A 15,871-nucleotide genomic window follows, 5' to 3' on the forward strand; every position below is an offset into this window, starting at 1 on the left:
TATATGCCAAAGGTTACTCGTTCAGCATTAGTGTCGTTTAGTGCCGACCAGATGTTCAGCTTGGTCAATGATGTTGCTCGTTATCATGAGTTTTTGCCAGGGTGTTCTGGTTCACGTGTGATCGAATCTTCAGATTCAGCTATGGTGGCTTCGGTTGATGTATCTAAAGCCGGTATCAGCAAAACATTTACTACGTCTAACCGCTTAGCGGATGGCGCTGAGATCTTGATGGAGCTGGTGGATGGCCCATTTAAGAAACTGCAGGGTGGTTGGTATTTCACTCCGCTCGATGAGCAAGCGTGTAAGGTTGAGCTTAAGTTGGAGTTTGAATTTTCTAGCCGAATGATTGAAATGGCATTTGGTAAGGTTTTCAATGAGCTGACGAGCAATATGGTCAGTGCTTTTACTCAACGCGCGAAACAGGTTTATTAAGCCATGACTATTGAATCGGATATGATCCACGTAGAGGTTGTGTTTGCGCTTCCGCACGAACAGCGTGTGTTTACCTTGGTGGTGAACAAAAATGCGACTGTGGAAGAGATTATTGCGCAGTCTGGTGTTTTGGAACTGTATCCAGAAATCGACTTAGCGAAAAATAAGGTTGGCGTGTTCAGCCGTAACGTTAAGCTAGATGCGACGGTTCGTGATAAAGACCGTATCGAAATCTACCGTGCACTGTTAGCCGATCCAAAAGAGATTCGCCGTAAGCGTGCTGAGCAAGCGAAAGCAGCAGTGGCTAAATCGTAATGCCAAACAAATTTAACTAAGAAGAGAGCTCGCTATATTGGCGAGCTTTTTTGTGCCTGCGGATTAGACAACGGACCTAATTTGTTAGCAGATATTAAAAAGCCCGCTCATTGAGCAGGCTTTTGCGATTCATACTTTTTCGACTGATAGCTTTATCGGCTAAGAGCTTTGTTGACTGGAAAGCTTTGTTGGTTGAAAGCTAGCGAAGGCTTTCGAAGAACTCATCACTGGCTTCAAAATCACCATTGATCGTTACTAAAGTGCCAGTGGCATCAAAGTTCACGACTAGGTTTTTCTGAATCGGGTCTTCATGGCCTTTTTGGTGGTGGTAAATGTAGTACCACGTATCTGGGTAGCCATTTTCGATAAGCATAGGTGAGCCCATAACGTAACGAACTTGTGTTTTTGTCATGCCAAACTTGAGCTGGTCGACAGCTTCCTGTTCAACATAGTTACCCTGATTGATGTCAATTCGATAAACCAACTTCTCTAATAGAGAGCAACCGGTCAACATTGTTAGTGCAAGTGGAACTGCAACTAACCACTTTTTAATTCGCATAGTTTGAGATCTTTCTTCGCTAAAATACTGCCTGATAATAAACAAGCTCCAGCAAGAAGTAAAAAGCTCCTTGCGCTTTGAGCTTGTTATGACTGGCAATTTTGAATTAAGTTGCAAAATTGCCAAGATTTTTCAGTAAATTATCAGAAAGTTGCTGAATATGTAACCTAAGCTGCGATTAATAACTCTTTTGCGTTGGCAAGCGTCGATTCGGTAATCTGGCTGCCACCAAGCAGTCGAGCAAGCTCTGAAACGCGTTGTTGCTCATCAAGCGTGTGCATTTGAGTCTCGGTTTTACCTGATTTCGTGTTCTTCGCTACAAACAGCTGTTGGTGGCCGCAACCGGCAACTTGAGGTAAGTGAGTCACACACATCACTTGCGTAGATTCCCCCAGCTTACGTAGCATTTTTCCGACAACCGCAGCGGTTGGTCCACTGATACCCACATCGACTTCATCGAAAATCAGGCTTGGTGTATCTACTTTTTGCGCTGTGATCACCTGAATCGCTAATGAGATTCGTGATAACTCACCACCAGAGGCCACTTTCGCAATTGGCTGCATCGGTTGGCCTGGGTTGGTCGAAACAATGAAGGTCACGTTATCCATACCCAGTGGAGAAGGGTGTGTGTTGGTGTTGTTCACTTCAATGGCAAACTGCGCTTTTTCCATGCTCAGTTCGTGCATGCTTTGCGTGATCAGCTTGTTGAGCTCTTTTGCGTAACGAGTTCGAGACTTATGAAGCTTCTCTGATTTAGCAACGAACGATTGGTATTGGTTTTCTACCTCGTTGGCTAATTCTTCCAATTTTTCATCAGAGCAATCAAGCGCTTCAACTTGTTGTAGTAAGTCTTGATGGTGCTTATACAGCTCTTCAGGTAACACGTGGTGTTTACGAGACATCGACATCACTTTAGAGAAACGCTCCTCAACGTAAGCCATACGGCCGGGATCAACATCAATGCTGTCTAGGTATGTTCTTAACTCGTTGTTGGTTTCTTCAATCTGAATAATGGCTTCGGAAAGCAAGTTTGGTAACTCGGCTAATCTTTCATCTAGCTCAGCTAGCTGAATTAAGGAGTTATTGGCCGATTGCAGAATACCAAGCGCATTAACTTCTTCGCCCTCATAAATAAGCTCGATAGCTTGCTGACAGGTTGTGGCCAGTTCTCCGCTATTGGAGAGGCGCTTATGCTCTTGTTCGAGGTCTTCATACTCTTCCTCCCCAATAGACAGCTCATTTAACTCTTTGATTTGGTATTCAAGAAGTTGTTTTTGAGCTTGGTTTTGCTGGCTATTTTCACGTAACTCTTTTAAGTGGTTATCCGCTTGTCGCCACGCTTGATAAGCATTACGTGTCGATTTCAATAGGTTCAAGTGGCCTGCGTATTGATCAAGCATGGCCATTTGGTAATCGCTTTTCATCAACTGATGATGCGCGTGTTGACCATGGATGTTGATCAGCAGTTGTCCAAGTGATTTCAATTGCGAAAGAGGGACAGGGCTACCGTTGATGAATGCACGAGAACGACCTTCTTTTGAGATGGTTCTGCGCAGGATGCACTCACTGCCATCAAGCAATTCGTTGTCTTCTAACCAGCGGGTAGCATGCAGATTGTTCTCAAGTAAAAAAGCGGCACTGACTTCGGTTTTTTCTTCACCTTGTCGAACCATTCCTGCATCGGATCTTCCCCCAAGGCACAAGCCTAAAGCATCGATAGCGATAGATTTACCCGCACCAGTTTCCCCGGTGATTGTTGTCATGCCTTTAGAGAGTTCTAGCTGTAAAGACTTAACAATAGCGAAATTATTAACACTTAAATGAGCCAGCATTTTTATTTACCTGTATAACTGAACAATACTGTATATAAGCTCAGTATATACTGTTTCTTTATACAGTAAAGTCGACAGGTGAAAATTTTTTGCGACAGCTCTCAGAATTGAGCTTGTCTGTAGATCACTGAAACCGTTATAGATTCCCAACTCAGTCGTCCCTCCCTCTTGGGAATGACGATGTGGCGGATTGACGTAAAGATAGAGATAGTGAGCTTTAATCGGCAATAAAAAAGGCTGACGAACGTCGTCAGCCTTTCAAAATCATTCGCTTTTCACTTAGAACAGCTTACTCGACCAGCCTAGCTTGTTACGTAGAACGTGGTAGTAGTTGTAGTCTTTAGGATGGATCAGTTTGAGCACATTTGGGCTTTGGTAAATGTGGATCTCATCGCCAGGAGAAACAGGCAGTGAGATTTGACCATCGCAGCTGACTTCCTGAGTTCCACGGTTATCAGGCGATACAATCAGCTTGATACGACGTTTTCCATCCACCACAAGTGGGCGGCTTGAAAGGGTGTGCGGGAACATTGGCACGAGTGAAATAGCATTTAGGCTTGATGACAGGATAGGGCCGCCGCCAGAAAGCGAGTAGGCGGTAGAACCTGTCGGTGTTGAGACGATTAAGCCATCAGAGCGCTGTGAGAAGGCGAAGCTGTCATCGATGTAGACTTCGAACTCGATCATGTGCGCGACTTGGCCGGGGTGCAGTACAGCCTCATTAAGGGCTGCATTGTGGCTTTTTATCTGGCCGTGACGATGAATTTCCGTTTCAAGTAAGAAGCGCTCTTCTTCCATGAACTCGCCTTTGAGTACATCAGTAAGCGCACTCTGGAAGTTTTCAGGGTTGAGATCGGTTAGGAAACCAAGGTTGCCTCGGTTAACACCAATTACTGAAATGTCGAAACGTGACAGGATTCTAGCGGCACCGAGCATATTTCCGTCACCACCGACCACAATAGCGAGATCGGCGCGTTTACCTAATTCAATCAGGCTAGAAAAATGTTCTTTTGGGATGTCGTCTAAAATAGTGGCGAGTCTGTCATCAACAAACACTTGATAACCCTCAGCACTTAACCACTGATAGAGCTCTCTATGAGTCTGAATTGCTTGCTGATCTCGAGGTTTACCGATAATGGCGATGACTTCAAATGGCTTTTTCATAACGTTTCCAAACGAATTAGGCTTGAATCAAAATTCTTCATCCCCATAATAAAGGCAAGTTGAACGTCTATGCGAGTGTTTTATATCAATTTGGGGCGCAAACACGCCTGTCACTTGCATTGAAAACGAATTCTGGAGATATCATGAGCAACGAAGAAAACAAAGTAACCGAAGCAGAGCTAGATCAGATCATCGCTGAAGCTGAGAAAGTTGAAGAAGCTGAACTGAATGAAGACGCTGCTGATGAGCAGGAAGCAAAAATCGCTCAACTGGAAGCTGCACTGCTTTCTAGCGAATCTAAAGTGAAAGAGCAGCAAGATTCTGTTCTTCGCGCGAAAGCTGAAGTTGAAAACATGCGTCGCCGTAGCGAACAAGAAATTGATAAAGCGCGTAAATTCGCTTTGAACAAGTTTGCTGAAGGTCTGCTTCCTGTAATCGACAACCTAGAGCGTGCAATGCAAGCAGCAGACGCTGAAAACGAAGTGGTTAAGCCACTGTATGAAGGTGTTGAACTAACGCACAAAACGTTCGTAGACACAGTTGCTAAGTTTGGTCTTAAAGAGATCAACCCTGAAGGTGAAGCGTTCAACCCTGAATTCCACCAAGCAATGTCTATTCAAGAAAGCCCAGATCACGAATCAAACACAGTTATGTTTGTGATGCAAAAAGGCTACGAACTAAACGGTCGTGTGGTTCGCCCAGCGATGGTTATGGTTGCTAAGTAATGACGAATTACGTTGCCAAGTGATTGACTGGCGTATTGACTGAGTCAGTCGCAGCGACAAAATAAATCACTGGTTTGCGTAAAATAAAAAGAGAGGCATAGGCCTCTCTTTTTTGTGCCTATAACTTGAGAGTCCACGTAAATAAGCATTAAAACCGCATTAAGAATGTCGTTCTTTTTATTTCATTCAGATCAGCGATTTAGAGTTTTGTGTTATGAAACTTGTTGTGATTGAGTAAATGTTTTGATGTCACATTTGTGATGTTTTTGTAAATAAATACTTTTAATTGTTATCTTTGTATGTAAAATCCACTGCCATATAGCGATTTTGGTCGCATATATAACTATAAAAGTACAAATTTTAAACACAACAAACTGGAGAAGAACGATGGATAAATCGCTCTCAAGTAAAATTTTTGTAGGCTTGTTCGCCGGTCTACTTATTGGTACTGCTATTCAGTACCTATTCAGCGGTATTGCTATTTTTGATACGTATCTACTTGGCGCTGCCGAAGGTGCTGGTGGTATGTTCGTATCACTTATCAAATTGCTTGTAGTTCCTCTTGTATACGTATCTATTGTTTGCGGTATTGTTGAGCTAAAAGATATTCGTTCATTTGGTCGTCTTGGTGGTAAAACCTTTGGTCTTTACATTATTAACACCATCATCGCGATTTCAGCAGCGCTAACGATTGGTCTTATTTTCCAACCAGGTGCAGGTGCGAACCTAGCGGGTACGGTTTCTGAGACAATTGCGCTTACAACAACTGAAACACCAGACATCTTCTCTCTTGTTGTTAACATCGTTCCTAGCAACCCTGTAGAAGCGTTCGCAAGCGGCGACATGCTGCAAATCATCTTCATGGCAATTTTGACGGGTCTTGCTATTCAAGCACTTGATTCTCGTGGTGGCCCAGCTATCAAGACATTCAAGATGGCTAACGAAATCATGATGAAGCTTATCGGCCTAGTAATGAGCTTGGCGCCATACGGTGTATTTGCTCTGATGATTCAACTGGGCGCAACACTGGATGCAGACACGCTAATGTCAGTTGCTGGCTATGTGGCGCTTGTGGTTGCAATGCTTGTGTTCTGGATTTTCTTCTTCTACCCAATGATGGTTGGTTCGTTCACTGGTATTTCTCCAAAGCAGTTCCTACGAGCAACTCGTGAGCAAGTTCTATTCTCACTATCTACAGCAAGTTCGAATGCAACAATCCCAGTAACAATGCGTACTCTAACTGACAAACTAAACGTATCTAAGTCAGTGGCAGGTTTCGGTGTACCACTAGGTGCAACCATGAACATGTCTGGTGTATCTATCTACATCGCACTAGCAACTATGTTCGTAGCAAACGCGTTTGGTCAGCCAATCAACACTGCTGATATCTTCACTCTAGGTCTAACTATCCTACTACTGTCTATCGGTGCTGGTGGTGTTCCTGGTGGTGGTGTAGTAATGGTAGGTGTTCTATTGCACCAACTAGGTTTACCACCAGAAGGTCTAGCGATTGTTGCTGCTGTTGACCGTATCTGTGACATGTTCTGTACTTCTTCAAACGTAGTCGGTGATACAGCGGTTAACACTATCGTTGCTAAATCTGAAAACGAAATTGGCGTTGAAGCTAACGAAGAAGCTGAGCTGCAAAAAGCAGAAGCTTAATTCTTAATTAAGACTCGATAATTAGGGGCTGTTGACCTTTCGTGGTTGAGTTTTGTTCGAGATAAAATCGTTTTAGGCGCGGCGAAGAGTATGTAGCCTAGTCATTCTAAGCAAATATTCTTTAACAAAGCATAAAACGATTTTAGCCGAACCCTTCGGGCAGCCCTTGTGGTTCATTTCTACTGCGTTATCGGCTTTTCATGTAGGCCAGCTACATGTTAAAGCCTCTTCCTTGTATAAATTTCCCACAAGATGCTGCAAAGCCCAGCTCGAAAGGTCAACAGCCCCTGAAGCCCCGCTCAACCAGAGCGGGGCTTTTTTATTTCTGCTGTTCGGTACTTTGGGCTGTCTGCTGATGGGGTAAAAGAGGGGGGTGTGTTGGTGCGAAGTCTCATTTTTTCTTTTTACTCGCGCTGAATTGGTCATCAGTTTTCAATATTTAATATAGATCACATATAATAATACAATATTATTTTATTGTTCTGACAACCTACATTATGACGACATAAAGGAAACCAAATAATGAAGTTGTCTTACCTTAGCCTACTGACTGCTAGCCTCTTAGCGGCTCCCGCTCTTGCTTCTAATCACGATATTGGCCAACAGTTCAATCTTGATCCAGCAAAAGCACCTGCACAAAACTTCGATTTATCTAAATGGAAAATTAACCTACCGGAGCTAACGACAGAAGGCTCTAGAAAAGGCAAAACATTGGAGATCGGTAAGCAAGAATTGTCGAATGTAGACACGCCTTACGTTCATCCTAAGTGGTTTTACACCGATGCCGAATCTGGCGCGATGGTATTTGTGGCTCCGAATACAGCACCAACGACACCAAACAGTAAGAATACGCGCAGTGAGCTGAGAGCGATGCTGGCAGACAGCTACTCGGCGCCGAGCAACAATTTCGCGATTTCAAGCCATGAGAATGCAGAAGAGTTTGGTTCTATCGGTGGTCAAATGACGGCAACACTTTCTGTTGATCAGGTGAGTACCAGCGGTAGCTACAAAAAAACAGGCGCATTCTCGGTAGTGATCGGCCAAATTCATGGTTCAGACAATGAGCCACTGAAAATTGTTTACCGCAAGTTGCCAGAACATGAGCATGGTTCGTTAACGTGGAACTATGAGTTAAACCCGCCGACAGAGATGAAAAACGCGAAGGATGAAAACGGAAAGAAACTTCGTAAAGACATTCGCCATGATGTATTTGGTCAATACAATCTGAAAAAAGGCAGCTCGGACCCTGCTGATGGCATCAAGCTAGGTGAAGTGTTCTCATACGATGTGAATATCAAAGATAACATCATGCACTTAACCTTTACTAAGAATCCAAACTCAGCCGATCCTATTGTGAAGACGTATGATGTTGATTTGGCTAAGGGTAAGTATCAGGGGCATGATATCGACCTTGGTTATGGACAGGACTGGATGTACTTCAAGGCGGGCGCATACAATCAATGCAACACTAAGAAGTCGAGCTCAGCCTGTGAATGGCGTGGTATGGAAGCGGGTGATTACACTCAAGCGAGCTTCTACCAGTTAGTGCTCAACCAATAACATGGCTGAATCAGTCACCATTTGAACAATGTTTAACTGATTAATATCTATTTGAAAAAGACCTTCCACACGAAGGTCTTTTTTTATGGCATCTGGAATAGGGTTGAGGTTTCAATGTGGCGACAAATGCGAGAGTTTCTCAACATTGGAGCCTTAATTGGCAAGGGATCGGTCACTTTTTACCTTTATGTAAAAAGATACGGGAAAAAATAGATTTTTTTTACTTATTCCCTTGAAAACCAGTTTGCAGCCCTTATCTATGGTGCATACGAAAGCAAATTACATTTGCACTTAAATTTTGTGTATTAGGGTTGAATCCCTGATTACCGCCCCCCACATATGTGGGTATAGCAAAAAACTAATATAGATTATATTTCGGAGATAGCCTGATGGGTCGAATCATTGGTATTGATTTAGGTACTACTAACTCTTGTGTTGCTGTTTTAGACGGCGACAAACCACGCGTACTAGAAAATGCTGAAGGCGAACGCACAACAGCATCGGTAATCGCATACACTGACGGCGAGACGCTAGTTGGTCAACCTGCGAAACGTCAAGCAGTTACTAACCCTCAAAACACGCTATACGCAATTAAGCGTCTAATTGGTCGTCGTTTTGAAGATGAAGAAGTTCAACGCGATATCGAAATCATGCCTTTTAACATTGTTAAAGCTGATAACGGTGATGCATGGGTTGAAGCGCAAGGCCAAAAAATGGCTGCTCCTCAAGTATCTGCTGAAGTTCTTAAGAAAATGAAGAAAACAGCTGAAGACTTCCTAGGCGAAGAAGTAACTGGCGCAGTTGTTACTGTTCCTGCTTACTTCAACGATGCTCAACGTCAAGCAACGAAAGATGCTGGCCGTATCGCTGGTCTAGATGTTAAACGTATCATCAACGAACCAACTGCTGCTGCTCTAGCTTACGGCCTAGACAAGCAAGGTGGTGATCGCACTATCGCTGTATACGACCTTGGTGGTGGTACATTCGATATCTCTATCATCGAAATCGATGAAGTAGAAGGCGAGAAGACTTTCGAAGTTCTTTCAACTAACGGTGACACTCACCTTGGTGGTGAAGATTTCGATAACCGCATGATCAACTACCTAGTAGATGAGTTCAAGAAAGAGCAAGGTATCGACCTTAAAGCTGATCCACTAGCAATGCAGCGTGTTAAAGAAGCAGCAGAAAAAGCGAAAATCGAGCTTTCTTCTACTACTCAAACTGACGTAAACCTACCTTACGTTACTGCTGATGCGACTGGTCCTAAGCACATGAACATCAAAGTGACTCGTGCGAAGCTTGAGTCTCTAGTTGAAGACCTAGTTCAACGTTCTCTTGAGCCACTAAAAGTTGCTCTAGCAGATGCTGACCTATCTGTAGGCGAAATCACTGACGTTATCCTAGTTGGTGGTCAAACTCGTATGCCTATGGTTCAAGCTAAAGTAACTGAATTCTTCGGTAAAGAGCCACGTAAAGACGTGAACCCTGACGAAGCTGTTGCAATGGGTGCTGCTGTTCAAGGTGGTGTACTAGCTGGTGACGTTAAAGACGTTCTACTACTAGACGTTACTCCTCTATCTTTCGGTATCGAAACGATGGGCGGCGTGATGACTAAGCTTATCGAGAAAAACACAACTATCCCTACTAAAGCGGATCAAGTGTTCTCTACAGCTGAAGACAACCAAAACGCAGTAACTATCCACGTTCTTCAAGGTGAGCGTAAGCAAGCGACTTACAACAAGTCTCTTGGTCAGTTCAACCTAGAAGGTATCCAACCAGCACCACGTGGCATGCCACAAATCGAAGTAACATTCGACCTAGATGCTGATGGTATCCTGAACGTATCTGCTAAAGATAAAGCAACAGGTAAAGAGCAGAAGATCACTATCCAAGCATCAGGCGGTCTGTCTGAGGAAGAGATCGAAGCAATGGTACAAGAAGCAGAAGCTAACAAAGAAGCGGACAAAAAGTTCGAAGAGCTAGTAACTGCACGTAACCAAGCTGACCAAATGATTCACGGCACTAAGAAGCAAGTAGAAGAAGCTGGTGAAGCTCTACCTGCAGACGAGAAAGCTAAAATCGAAGCAGCTATCGAAGCGCTAGAATCAGTTAAGTCTGGTGACGACAAAGAAGCTATCGACGCTAAAGTTCAAGAACTTATGCAAGCAGCTCAAAAGCTAATGGAAATCGCTCAACAGAAAGCTCAAGCTGAACAAGCTGGTGCTGACGCTGGTGAACAGCCTAAGCAAGATGACGACGTTGTTGATGCTGAGTTTGAAGAAGTTAAAGAAGACAAAAAATAATTTCGTCGCAGAGTAGCCTGATTTCGTTATCGGAAGTGCTCACCTACTAGCGTAGGCTGCGCGCTTCCACTTAGGACTCAAGCTATCTGCTTAGAAATTTGTCTCAAAGACTTATTATTGCGGGCGTCAGAGGTAACTCTCACGCCCGTAAATTTGTATTTAGACTTGTCGATCTAGATAATAGCTTTATTCGGCATTTCAGCCGGCAGAACTTTTATCTAGATTGATACACAGACTACTGAAGTGATCATTCGGTAGTAGCAATTATTTTGGTGACCTAGAACATGTCAAAACGTGATTTTTACGAAGTATTAGGCGTAAGCCGCGATGCATCAGAGCGCGATATTAAAAAAGCGTACAAACGCTTAGCGATGAAATTCCACCCGGACCGTAACCAGGGTGATGAGACCGCAGCAGATAAGTTTAAAGAAGTAAAAGTAGCGTACGAGATCCTAACCGATTCTCAAAAGAAAGCAGCTTACGACCAATACGGTCACGCAGCCTTTGAACAAGGTGGCATGGGCGGCGGCGGTGGTTTCGGCGGCGGTGGCCAAGGTGACTTCGGCGATATCTTCGGTGACGTATTTGGTGACATCTTCGGCGGCGGTCGTCGTGGTGGCGGTCAACAGCGTGCACAACGCGGTTCAGATCTACGTTACAACATGGAACTTTCTCTAGAAGAAGCGGTTCGTGGTGTTTCTAAAGAAATTGAAGTACCAACACTTGTAGAGTGTGATACTTGTGACGGCAGCGGCGCGAAAGCGGGTTCTTCTGCACAAACGTGTGGCACTTGTCATGGCCACGGCCAAGTACAAATGCGCCAAGGTTTCTTTGCGGTTCAACAGACTTGTCCTACTTGTAATGGTAAAGGCAAGATCATCAAAGACCCATGTAACTCATGTCATGGTCAAGGTCGCAAACAGAAGACGAAAACACTTAACGTTAAGATCCCTGCAGGTGTTGATACTGGCGATCGTATTCGTCTATCAGGCGAAGGCGAAGCGGGAGAGCAAGGTGCTCCAGCTGGCGACCTGTACGTACAAGTACACGTAAAAGAGCACAACATCTTTGAGCGTGACGGCAATAACCTTTACTGTGAAGTTCCAGTAAGCTTCTCTATGGCTGCTTTAGGCGGTGAAGTTGAAGTTCCAACACTGGATGGTCGTGTAAACCTTAAAGTGCCAGAAGAAACACAAACGGGCCGTATGTTCCGTATGCGTGGCAAAGGCGTGAAAGGTGTTCGTGGCGGCGGTGTGGGTGACCTAATCGTTAAGCTAGTGGTTGAGACTCCAGTTAAGCTAAGCGCTCGCCAGAAAGAACTACTGCGTGAATTCGAAGAAACATGTTGTGGCGAAGCGGCAAGCAAGCACAAGCCAAAGTCTGAAGGTTTCTTCAGCGGCGTTAAAAACTTCTTCGATGACCTAACTAAGTAATTAGGTTGTTGATACTTTAAGTTGTTGATGGAATTAAAAAACCTGCTCATGTAGCAGGTTTTTTTGTATCTCAAATCTGGTTCTTTCTCTTTCTCTTTCTCTTCACCTGAAACCCTCATCACACTACATCCAGCAGGCTTCTGGGTATTCGACATTAGCGCTGTCGAGAGTGAGCACTTTCTGGTTTTGTCCATCGAAGCAGTTGTCTTTATCTTGACCTACTCCCGACTGAGGTGTTGCTGTAATCGTATAGGCAGCAGAAGCCGAACTGGTGACACTGAAAACAAAACGGCTCGCTTCGGTATCGCAGATCAAACAATCGCTTCCCGAAACAATACCACTCCAGTCATAACCGCTGTCATAGGCTGCTTCTAGTTCTAATTGAATTCGAGCGATGTCAGCGAGTGCGCTAGTTCGATGTCCAGTCACTACGTGGTTGGTATAGCTCGGATAGGCGATAGCCCCCAAAATCCCAATGATGGCAACCACAATCAATAACTCGATCAATGTCATTCCTTTTACGCGCGTGTTGTTACTGTTGCATATATTTTTTCGAATCATCACGAGGACTTCCTTTTCACTTATCTGGCTATTTTTCCTTAGTGTTAGCATATGCGCAAGATTGAGTACGGTTGCTCAAGTTATTACATAGGAATTTGGGAAATGACTCGCGGGTTTACGCTTCTAGAGCTGATGATTACGGTCGTGGTACTTTCAGTACTGCTGGCTGCTGCTGCCCCGAGTTTTAGCTCTCTGTTAGCGTCCTCCAAAATTCAAAGACTCGCTCCTGAGGTTCATGGTTTCTTGGTTACTGCGCGATCCGAAGCAATTGCCCGAAATCAAGAACTACACCTTCTATTTTTGGTTTCGAATACGTTAGGTGCGATTGAGGATGCAGAAGGTGAGTGGGATTTGGTTCTCAGCACTACCGCTTCTTATGTGCCAGGTAATGTGGTGAGGCATCTTGATGGTTCCGCTTATCAAGATATCACAGTCTCGTTCAGCTTTTTAAATCAGAACTCAATCTCTATTGATGGAGTAAGAGGTCGCTTTATTAATGGTAACGTCACCATAGCTTCAGTGAGTACCCCGTCTGAAGAACTTTCTATTAAGGCATCAAATACAACAGGGCGTATTCGGATTTGCAGCAGCGACCCTAATAGCGATGGGCGCAACAGCATTGGTCACTATGGTTATGAGATCTGCAACTAAGCTTGCTCAAGGTAGTACCTTGGTAGAAATGATGGCGGCTTCTGCTATCGGCGTGATTGTTATAGGGACGATTGGTAGTGTGTTCATCACTAACCAACGTCTAAGCTCAGAGAAAAGCCTGGAAGTGCTCCTTTCACAAAACTTGTTCTCCACTGCACAAATGATGAAAGAAGAGGTTTTGCGTGCCGGATATAACGCCAATGCCGGACAGTCGGTAAAGTTATCAGGTGCATCAAATACGATTTATGCCCAGAAAGTCAGTGCTGATGAATCTTATCTTGGTTTTGTTTATCTGCAAAATAGCACCTCATCTACTTATCGAAATATTGTTTATCAGTTCAAAGACAATAAGCTCAACTACTGCCTTGGAGAATCGACCGATCTTTTGGCTATCGATGAAAAGCCATTTAGCAATGCAAGCGGTGATGTGACGATGACGTGTCAAAGTTTGTTCTTCGAACGACAAATTCAGATAGATGCGTTCTCTGTTTCTGTGGAAGACATATCGAGCAGTCAGGCGAGTTCTCAAAGGGTCAACATGACGCTTGAGGCGTCGTTAGTAAATGCGGATTTGAGCCAAAAAGTGATGACATCTGTTGTGCAAAGGAACTGGCAATGACGAGTGATAAGCAACAAGGAGCGATAACGCTGATGTTAGTCAGTATTCTCTTGATTGGTGTACTGATCGTTTCTCTTGGTTCATTTAAGGTCACGTTCTATCAAATCAAGCGGGCGCAAAATGAGGTTCTAGCGCGCAAAGAACACTGGCAAGCGGAAGGGGGCTTAGAGTGTACCTACTCCTATTTACTTGAATTCGGCAAGACAATTGCTGATATCAAAGACGCGAGTGCTCGTCCTGCAGATTTTTCTGATTGGTGTTCTCCTTACGAAAATAAACCGCAGATCGACATCTCTGATAGTGCGATTTCTAGCGCTTACATCGTAGCGTCATCCTCAAACGCACAGTCACTTTTTAAGACAATAAGAGAAAGATCTCAGTTCGGCAGTGGAGCGATTCAGTCGACGGGGCCTATTGAGCTTATTGGTACCTTAAGCTTGAAACCGACGGCAAAAGAAGACCCAATCAGCGGCAATGAATACGAGTGTGTCAGCGTCTCTTTTGCTGATCTGTTCACGTATCAATATGACACAACACATAGTAATTCAGGGCAGGCATTGGGGTTAGAGGTGTTGGATCCGAGTGTTGATGGTCCATTTTCTGGCTTCGATGGTATATGCCATAGCGACTATAAAACGGAGATCCCGAAAGGTACTTCCGGTACTACTCATTCGATTTATGCCCCCGATTATTATCAAGGCACTAATCCACCGCCTTTCCAAAAAGACTTTAATCCTGATCCCAATATGAATCCCTTTTACACCTTTTTTGGTGTCGCTAAAACCGAGCAAAATATTGTCGATTTGTCACAAGACACAGATCTGTTTAAGCATGTTCAGCTATTGAATGCGACGGAGTGCGGAACTGAGATCATGGACCACTTTACGGCAGGGCAAACCAAAGGGCTGTGGATTGAAGGCAACTGCCATATCAACGCTGCGGTTTCGGCCACCATCAATCCATCACAGCTTTTGGTTGTGCAGGATGGTGTGTTGGCATTTAATGGAGCCATGGCTTACAACGGAGTGATTTATCATTTGGTCGATTATCAAAAGAGCCACGTGAAAAATCGAGTCGATGGTTTCTGGAATTCGCTTGCTGCTAATAACGTTTTTGCACCTTTTATCAAAGATATTGATGAGGCTAGCGTCATTAAAAAAAGTGTCGGGATTCAGTTTGCATCTGGTTTGCCTTCTGGTGGCCTTATTTTTGATTCACCTGCAGGTGTGACGACCATTGTTGGTGACATGGACTTAGATTTTCGTGCGCATTCTAATCCGATTGATCCGCCTTCAACTTATCAGTGGAAGCGAGGATCATGGAATGATTTCTAAGAACTCAGGTTTTAGCTTGATAGAGGTTCTTATCTCTTTTCTGTTGATTGGTGTTGCCTCACTAGGGCTGGTTAAATTGCAGGTCTACGCTGAACAAAAATCGGATTTTGCGCTCCACAGCGTAGAGGCGCTGCATTTTGCTGAAAGGCAGATGGAGTATTATCGAACTCGGGCGTCTAATGTGAGTGGGGCGGTAGGTTTAATTCCTTTTTCGGAACTAAATCAGGCGAGTCATTGTCTCAACATAGCAAGTTCAGATCCTTTATCCGGTTTGTCGGGTTCTGCCTATGCCATGACCTGTGAAGTGACTGATGCAAACGGTGCTCTGTCTAGCGCGTTAAAAAGCATTACTGTCACAATTGCATGGCAAGATCGTATGAACCACGCACAAAGCATTTATCTCGAAACTATGCTCTCCAAATACAGTGAGTTTGATTGACCCTCAAGCAAACGTTTACTGCATGCCAAGGCTCATGCCACTCCTTTTACTGATAATTTTCACTTCTCGGACATTGTTTGCGTGCTAGTTAAAACTCTGTATATAGAATGGTGTTTTTTGTGTTTTTATATTGTTGTGGTTGTATGGTATTTTTGCAAAATATGTCTCCATTTATGGAAAATCAGGTGGAATCTTGTGCTTTTTAACAACGACTTTAATAGAATATGTGCTGTACCAATAGGCCGTGGTCAAAACTTATTTAGGCCTAAACAAAACAACATC

The 15,871-nt window shown here is 44.0% G+C and carries 15 protein-coding genes; 11 read left to right on the forward strand and 4 right to left on the reverse strand.

The annotated features are described in order from the left end of the window. Positions 1-3: 3 nt before the first annotated feature. Positions 4-432, forward strand: coding sequence for an SRPBCC family protein (locus MSG38_RS20500; protein WP_050653316.1), 429 nt, complete (start codon positions 4-6; stop codon positions 430-432). A gap of 3 nt (positions 433-435) precedes the next feature. Then, positions 436-747 (forward strand): RnfH family protein, encoded by a 312-nt coding sequence (locus tag MSG38_RS20505; RefSeq protein ID WP_248402491.1) that lies wholly within the window; start codon positions 436-438, stop codon positions 745-747. Between the two features lie 199 nt (positions 748-946). Here MSG38_RS20505 and bamE read toward each other — a convergent pair whose 3' ends face one another. From bamE to nadK, 3 genes are all read right to left on the reverse strand, one after another. Then, on the reverse strand, positions 947-1,306 hold the full coding sequence (gene bamE, locus MSG38_RS20510; RefSeq protein ID WP_004735159.1) for an outer membrane protein assembly factor BamE: 360 nt from the start codon (positions 1,304-1,306) through the stop codon (positions 947-949). A gap of 167 nt (positions 1,307-1,473) precedes the next feature. Next, positions 1,474-3,138, reverse strand: coding sequence for a DNA repair protein RecN (gene recN, locus MSG38_RS20515; protein WP_017059862.1), 1,665 nt, complete (start codon positions 3,136-3,138; stop codon positions 1,474-1,476). A gap of 279 nt (positions 3,139-3,417) precedes the next feature. Next, positions 3,418-4,302: an NAD(+) kinase gene (gene nadK, locus MSG38_RS20520; protein ID WP_017066747.1), complete on the reverse strand. Its 885-nt coding sequence runs from the start codon at positions 4,300-4,302 to the stop codon at positions 3,418-3,420. Between the two features lie 143 nt (positions 4,303-4,445). On the opposite strand from nadK, the gene grpE reads away from it, so the two are divergent. The 5 genes from grpE to dnaJ all read left to right on the forward strand — a co-directional run bounded on the left by grpE (position 4,446) and on the right by dnaJ (position 11,985). Next, the gene (gene grpE, locus MSG38_RS20525) at positions 4,446-5,027 is read left to right on the forward strand and encodes a nucleotide exchange factor GrpE (protein WP_017069543.1); all 582 of its coding nucleotides are present in this window, start codon (positions 4,446-4,448) and stop codon (positions 5,025-5,027) included. A 387-nt stretch (positions 5,028-5,414) separates the two neighbouring features. Then, positions 5,415-6,689 carry a dicarboxylate/amino acid:cation symporter gene (locus MSG38_RS20530; RefSeq protein WP_019823920.1) on the forward strand — a complete coding sequence of 425 codons (1,275 nt, stop codon included), beginning with the start codon at positions 5,415-5,417 and terminating at the stop codon, positions 6,687-6,689. A gap of 522 nt (positions 6,690-7,211) precedes the next feature. Beyond that, on the forward strand, positions 7,212-8,249 hold the full coding sequence (locus MSG38_RS20535) for a polysaccharide lyase family 7 protein (protein ID WP_048608052.1): 1,038 nt from the start codon (positions 7,212-7,214) through the stop codon (positions 8,247-8,249). A 389-nt stretch (positions 8,250-8,638) separates the two neighbouring features. Further along, complete coding sequence (dnaK, locus tag MSG38_RS20540; RefSeq protein WP_065677859.1) at positions 8,639-10,552, forward strand: molecular chaperone DnaK; 1,914 nt, start codon at positions 8,639-8,641, stop codon at positions 10,550-10,552. Positions 10,553-10,836: 284 nt separating this feature from the next. Next, entirely contained in the window at positions 10,837-11,985 is a 1,149-nt protein-coding gene (dnaJ, locus tag MSG38_RS20545) for a molecular chaperone DnaJ (protein WP_081231169.1), read from the forward strand. A 123-nt stretch (positions 11,986-12,108) separates the two neighbouring features. Here dnaJ and MSG38_RS20550 read toward each other — a convergent pair whose 3' ends face one another. After that, complete coding sequence (locus tag MSG38_RS20550; RefSeq protein WP_172380669.1) at positions 12,109-12,546, reverse strand: type IV pilin protein; 438 nt, start codon at positions 12,544-12,546, stop codon at positions 12,109-12,111. A gap of 102 nt (positions 12,547-12,648) precedes the next feature. Between MSG38_RS20550 and MSG38_RS20555 the strand changes: the two genes are divergently transcribed. The 4 genes from MSG38_RS20555 to MSG38_RS20570 are packed head-to-tail and all read left to right on the forward strand — an operon-like array spanning position 12,649 to position 15,589. Beyond that, on the forward strand, positions 12,649-13,197 hold the full coding sequence (locus MSG38_RS20555) for a GspH/FimT family pseudopilin (RefSeq protein ID WP_248402492.1): 549 nt from the start codon (positions 12,649-12,651) through the stop codon (positions 13,195-13,197). Continuing rightward, on the forward strand, positions 13,181-13,816 hold the full coding sequence (locus tag MSG38_RS20560) for a pilus assembly protein PilW (protein ID WP_248402493.1): 636 nt from the start codon (positions 13,181-13,183) through the stop codon (positions 13,814-13,816). Before MSG38_RS20555 ends, MSG38_RS20560 begins: the two co-directional genes overlap by 17 nt. Beyond that, entirely contained in the window at positions 13,813-15,150 is a 1,338-nt protein-coding gene (locus MSG38_RS20565) for a hypothetical protein (RefSeq protein ID WP_248402494.1), read from the forward strand. The genes MSG38_RS20560 and MSG38_RS20565 overlap by 4 nt, the downstream gene beginning before the upstream one ends. Next, complete coding sequence (locus MSG38_RS20570) at positions 15,140-15,589, forward strand: prepilin-type N-terminal cleavage/methylation domain-containing protein (RefSeq protein ID WP_048608036.1); 450 nt, start codon at positions 15,140-15,142, stop codon at positions 15,587-15,589. Before MSG38_RS20565 ends, MSG38_RS20570 begins: the two co-directional genes overlap by 11 nt. Positions 15,590-15,871: the final 282 nt, after the last annotated feature.

This window comes from Vibrio sp. 1CM24A (assembly GCF_023161725.1).
Lineage (GTDB): Bacteria > Pseudomonadota > Gammaproteobacteria > Enterobacterales > Vibrionaceae > Vibrio > Vibrio coralliirubri.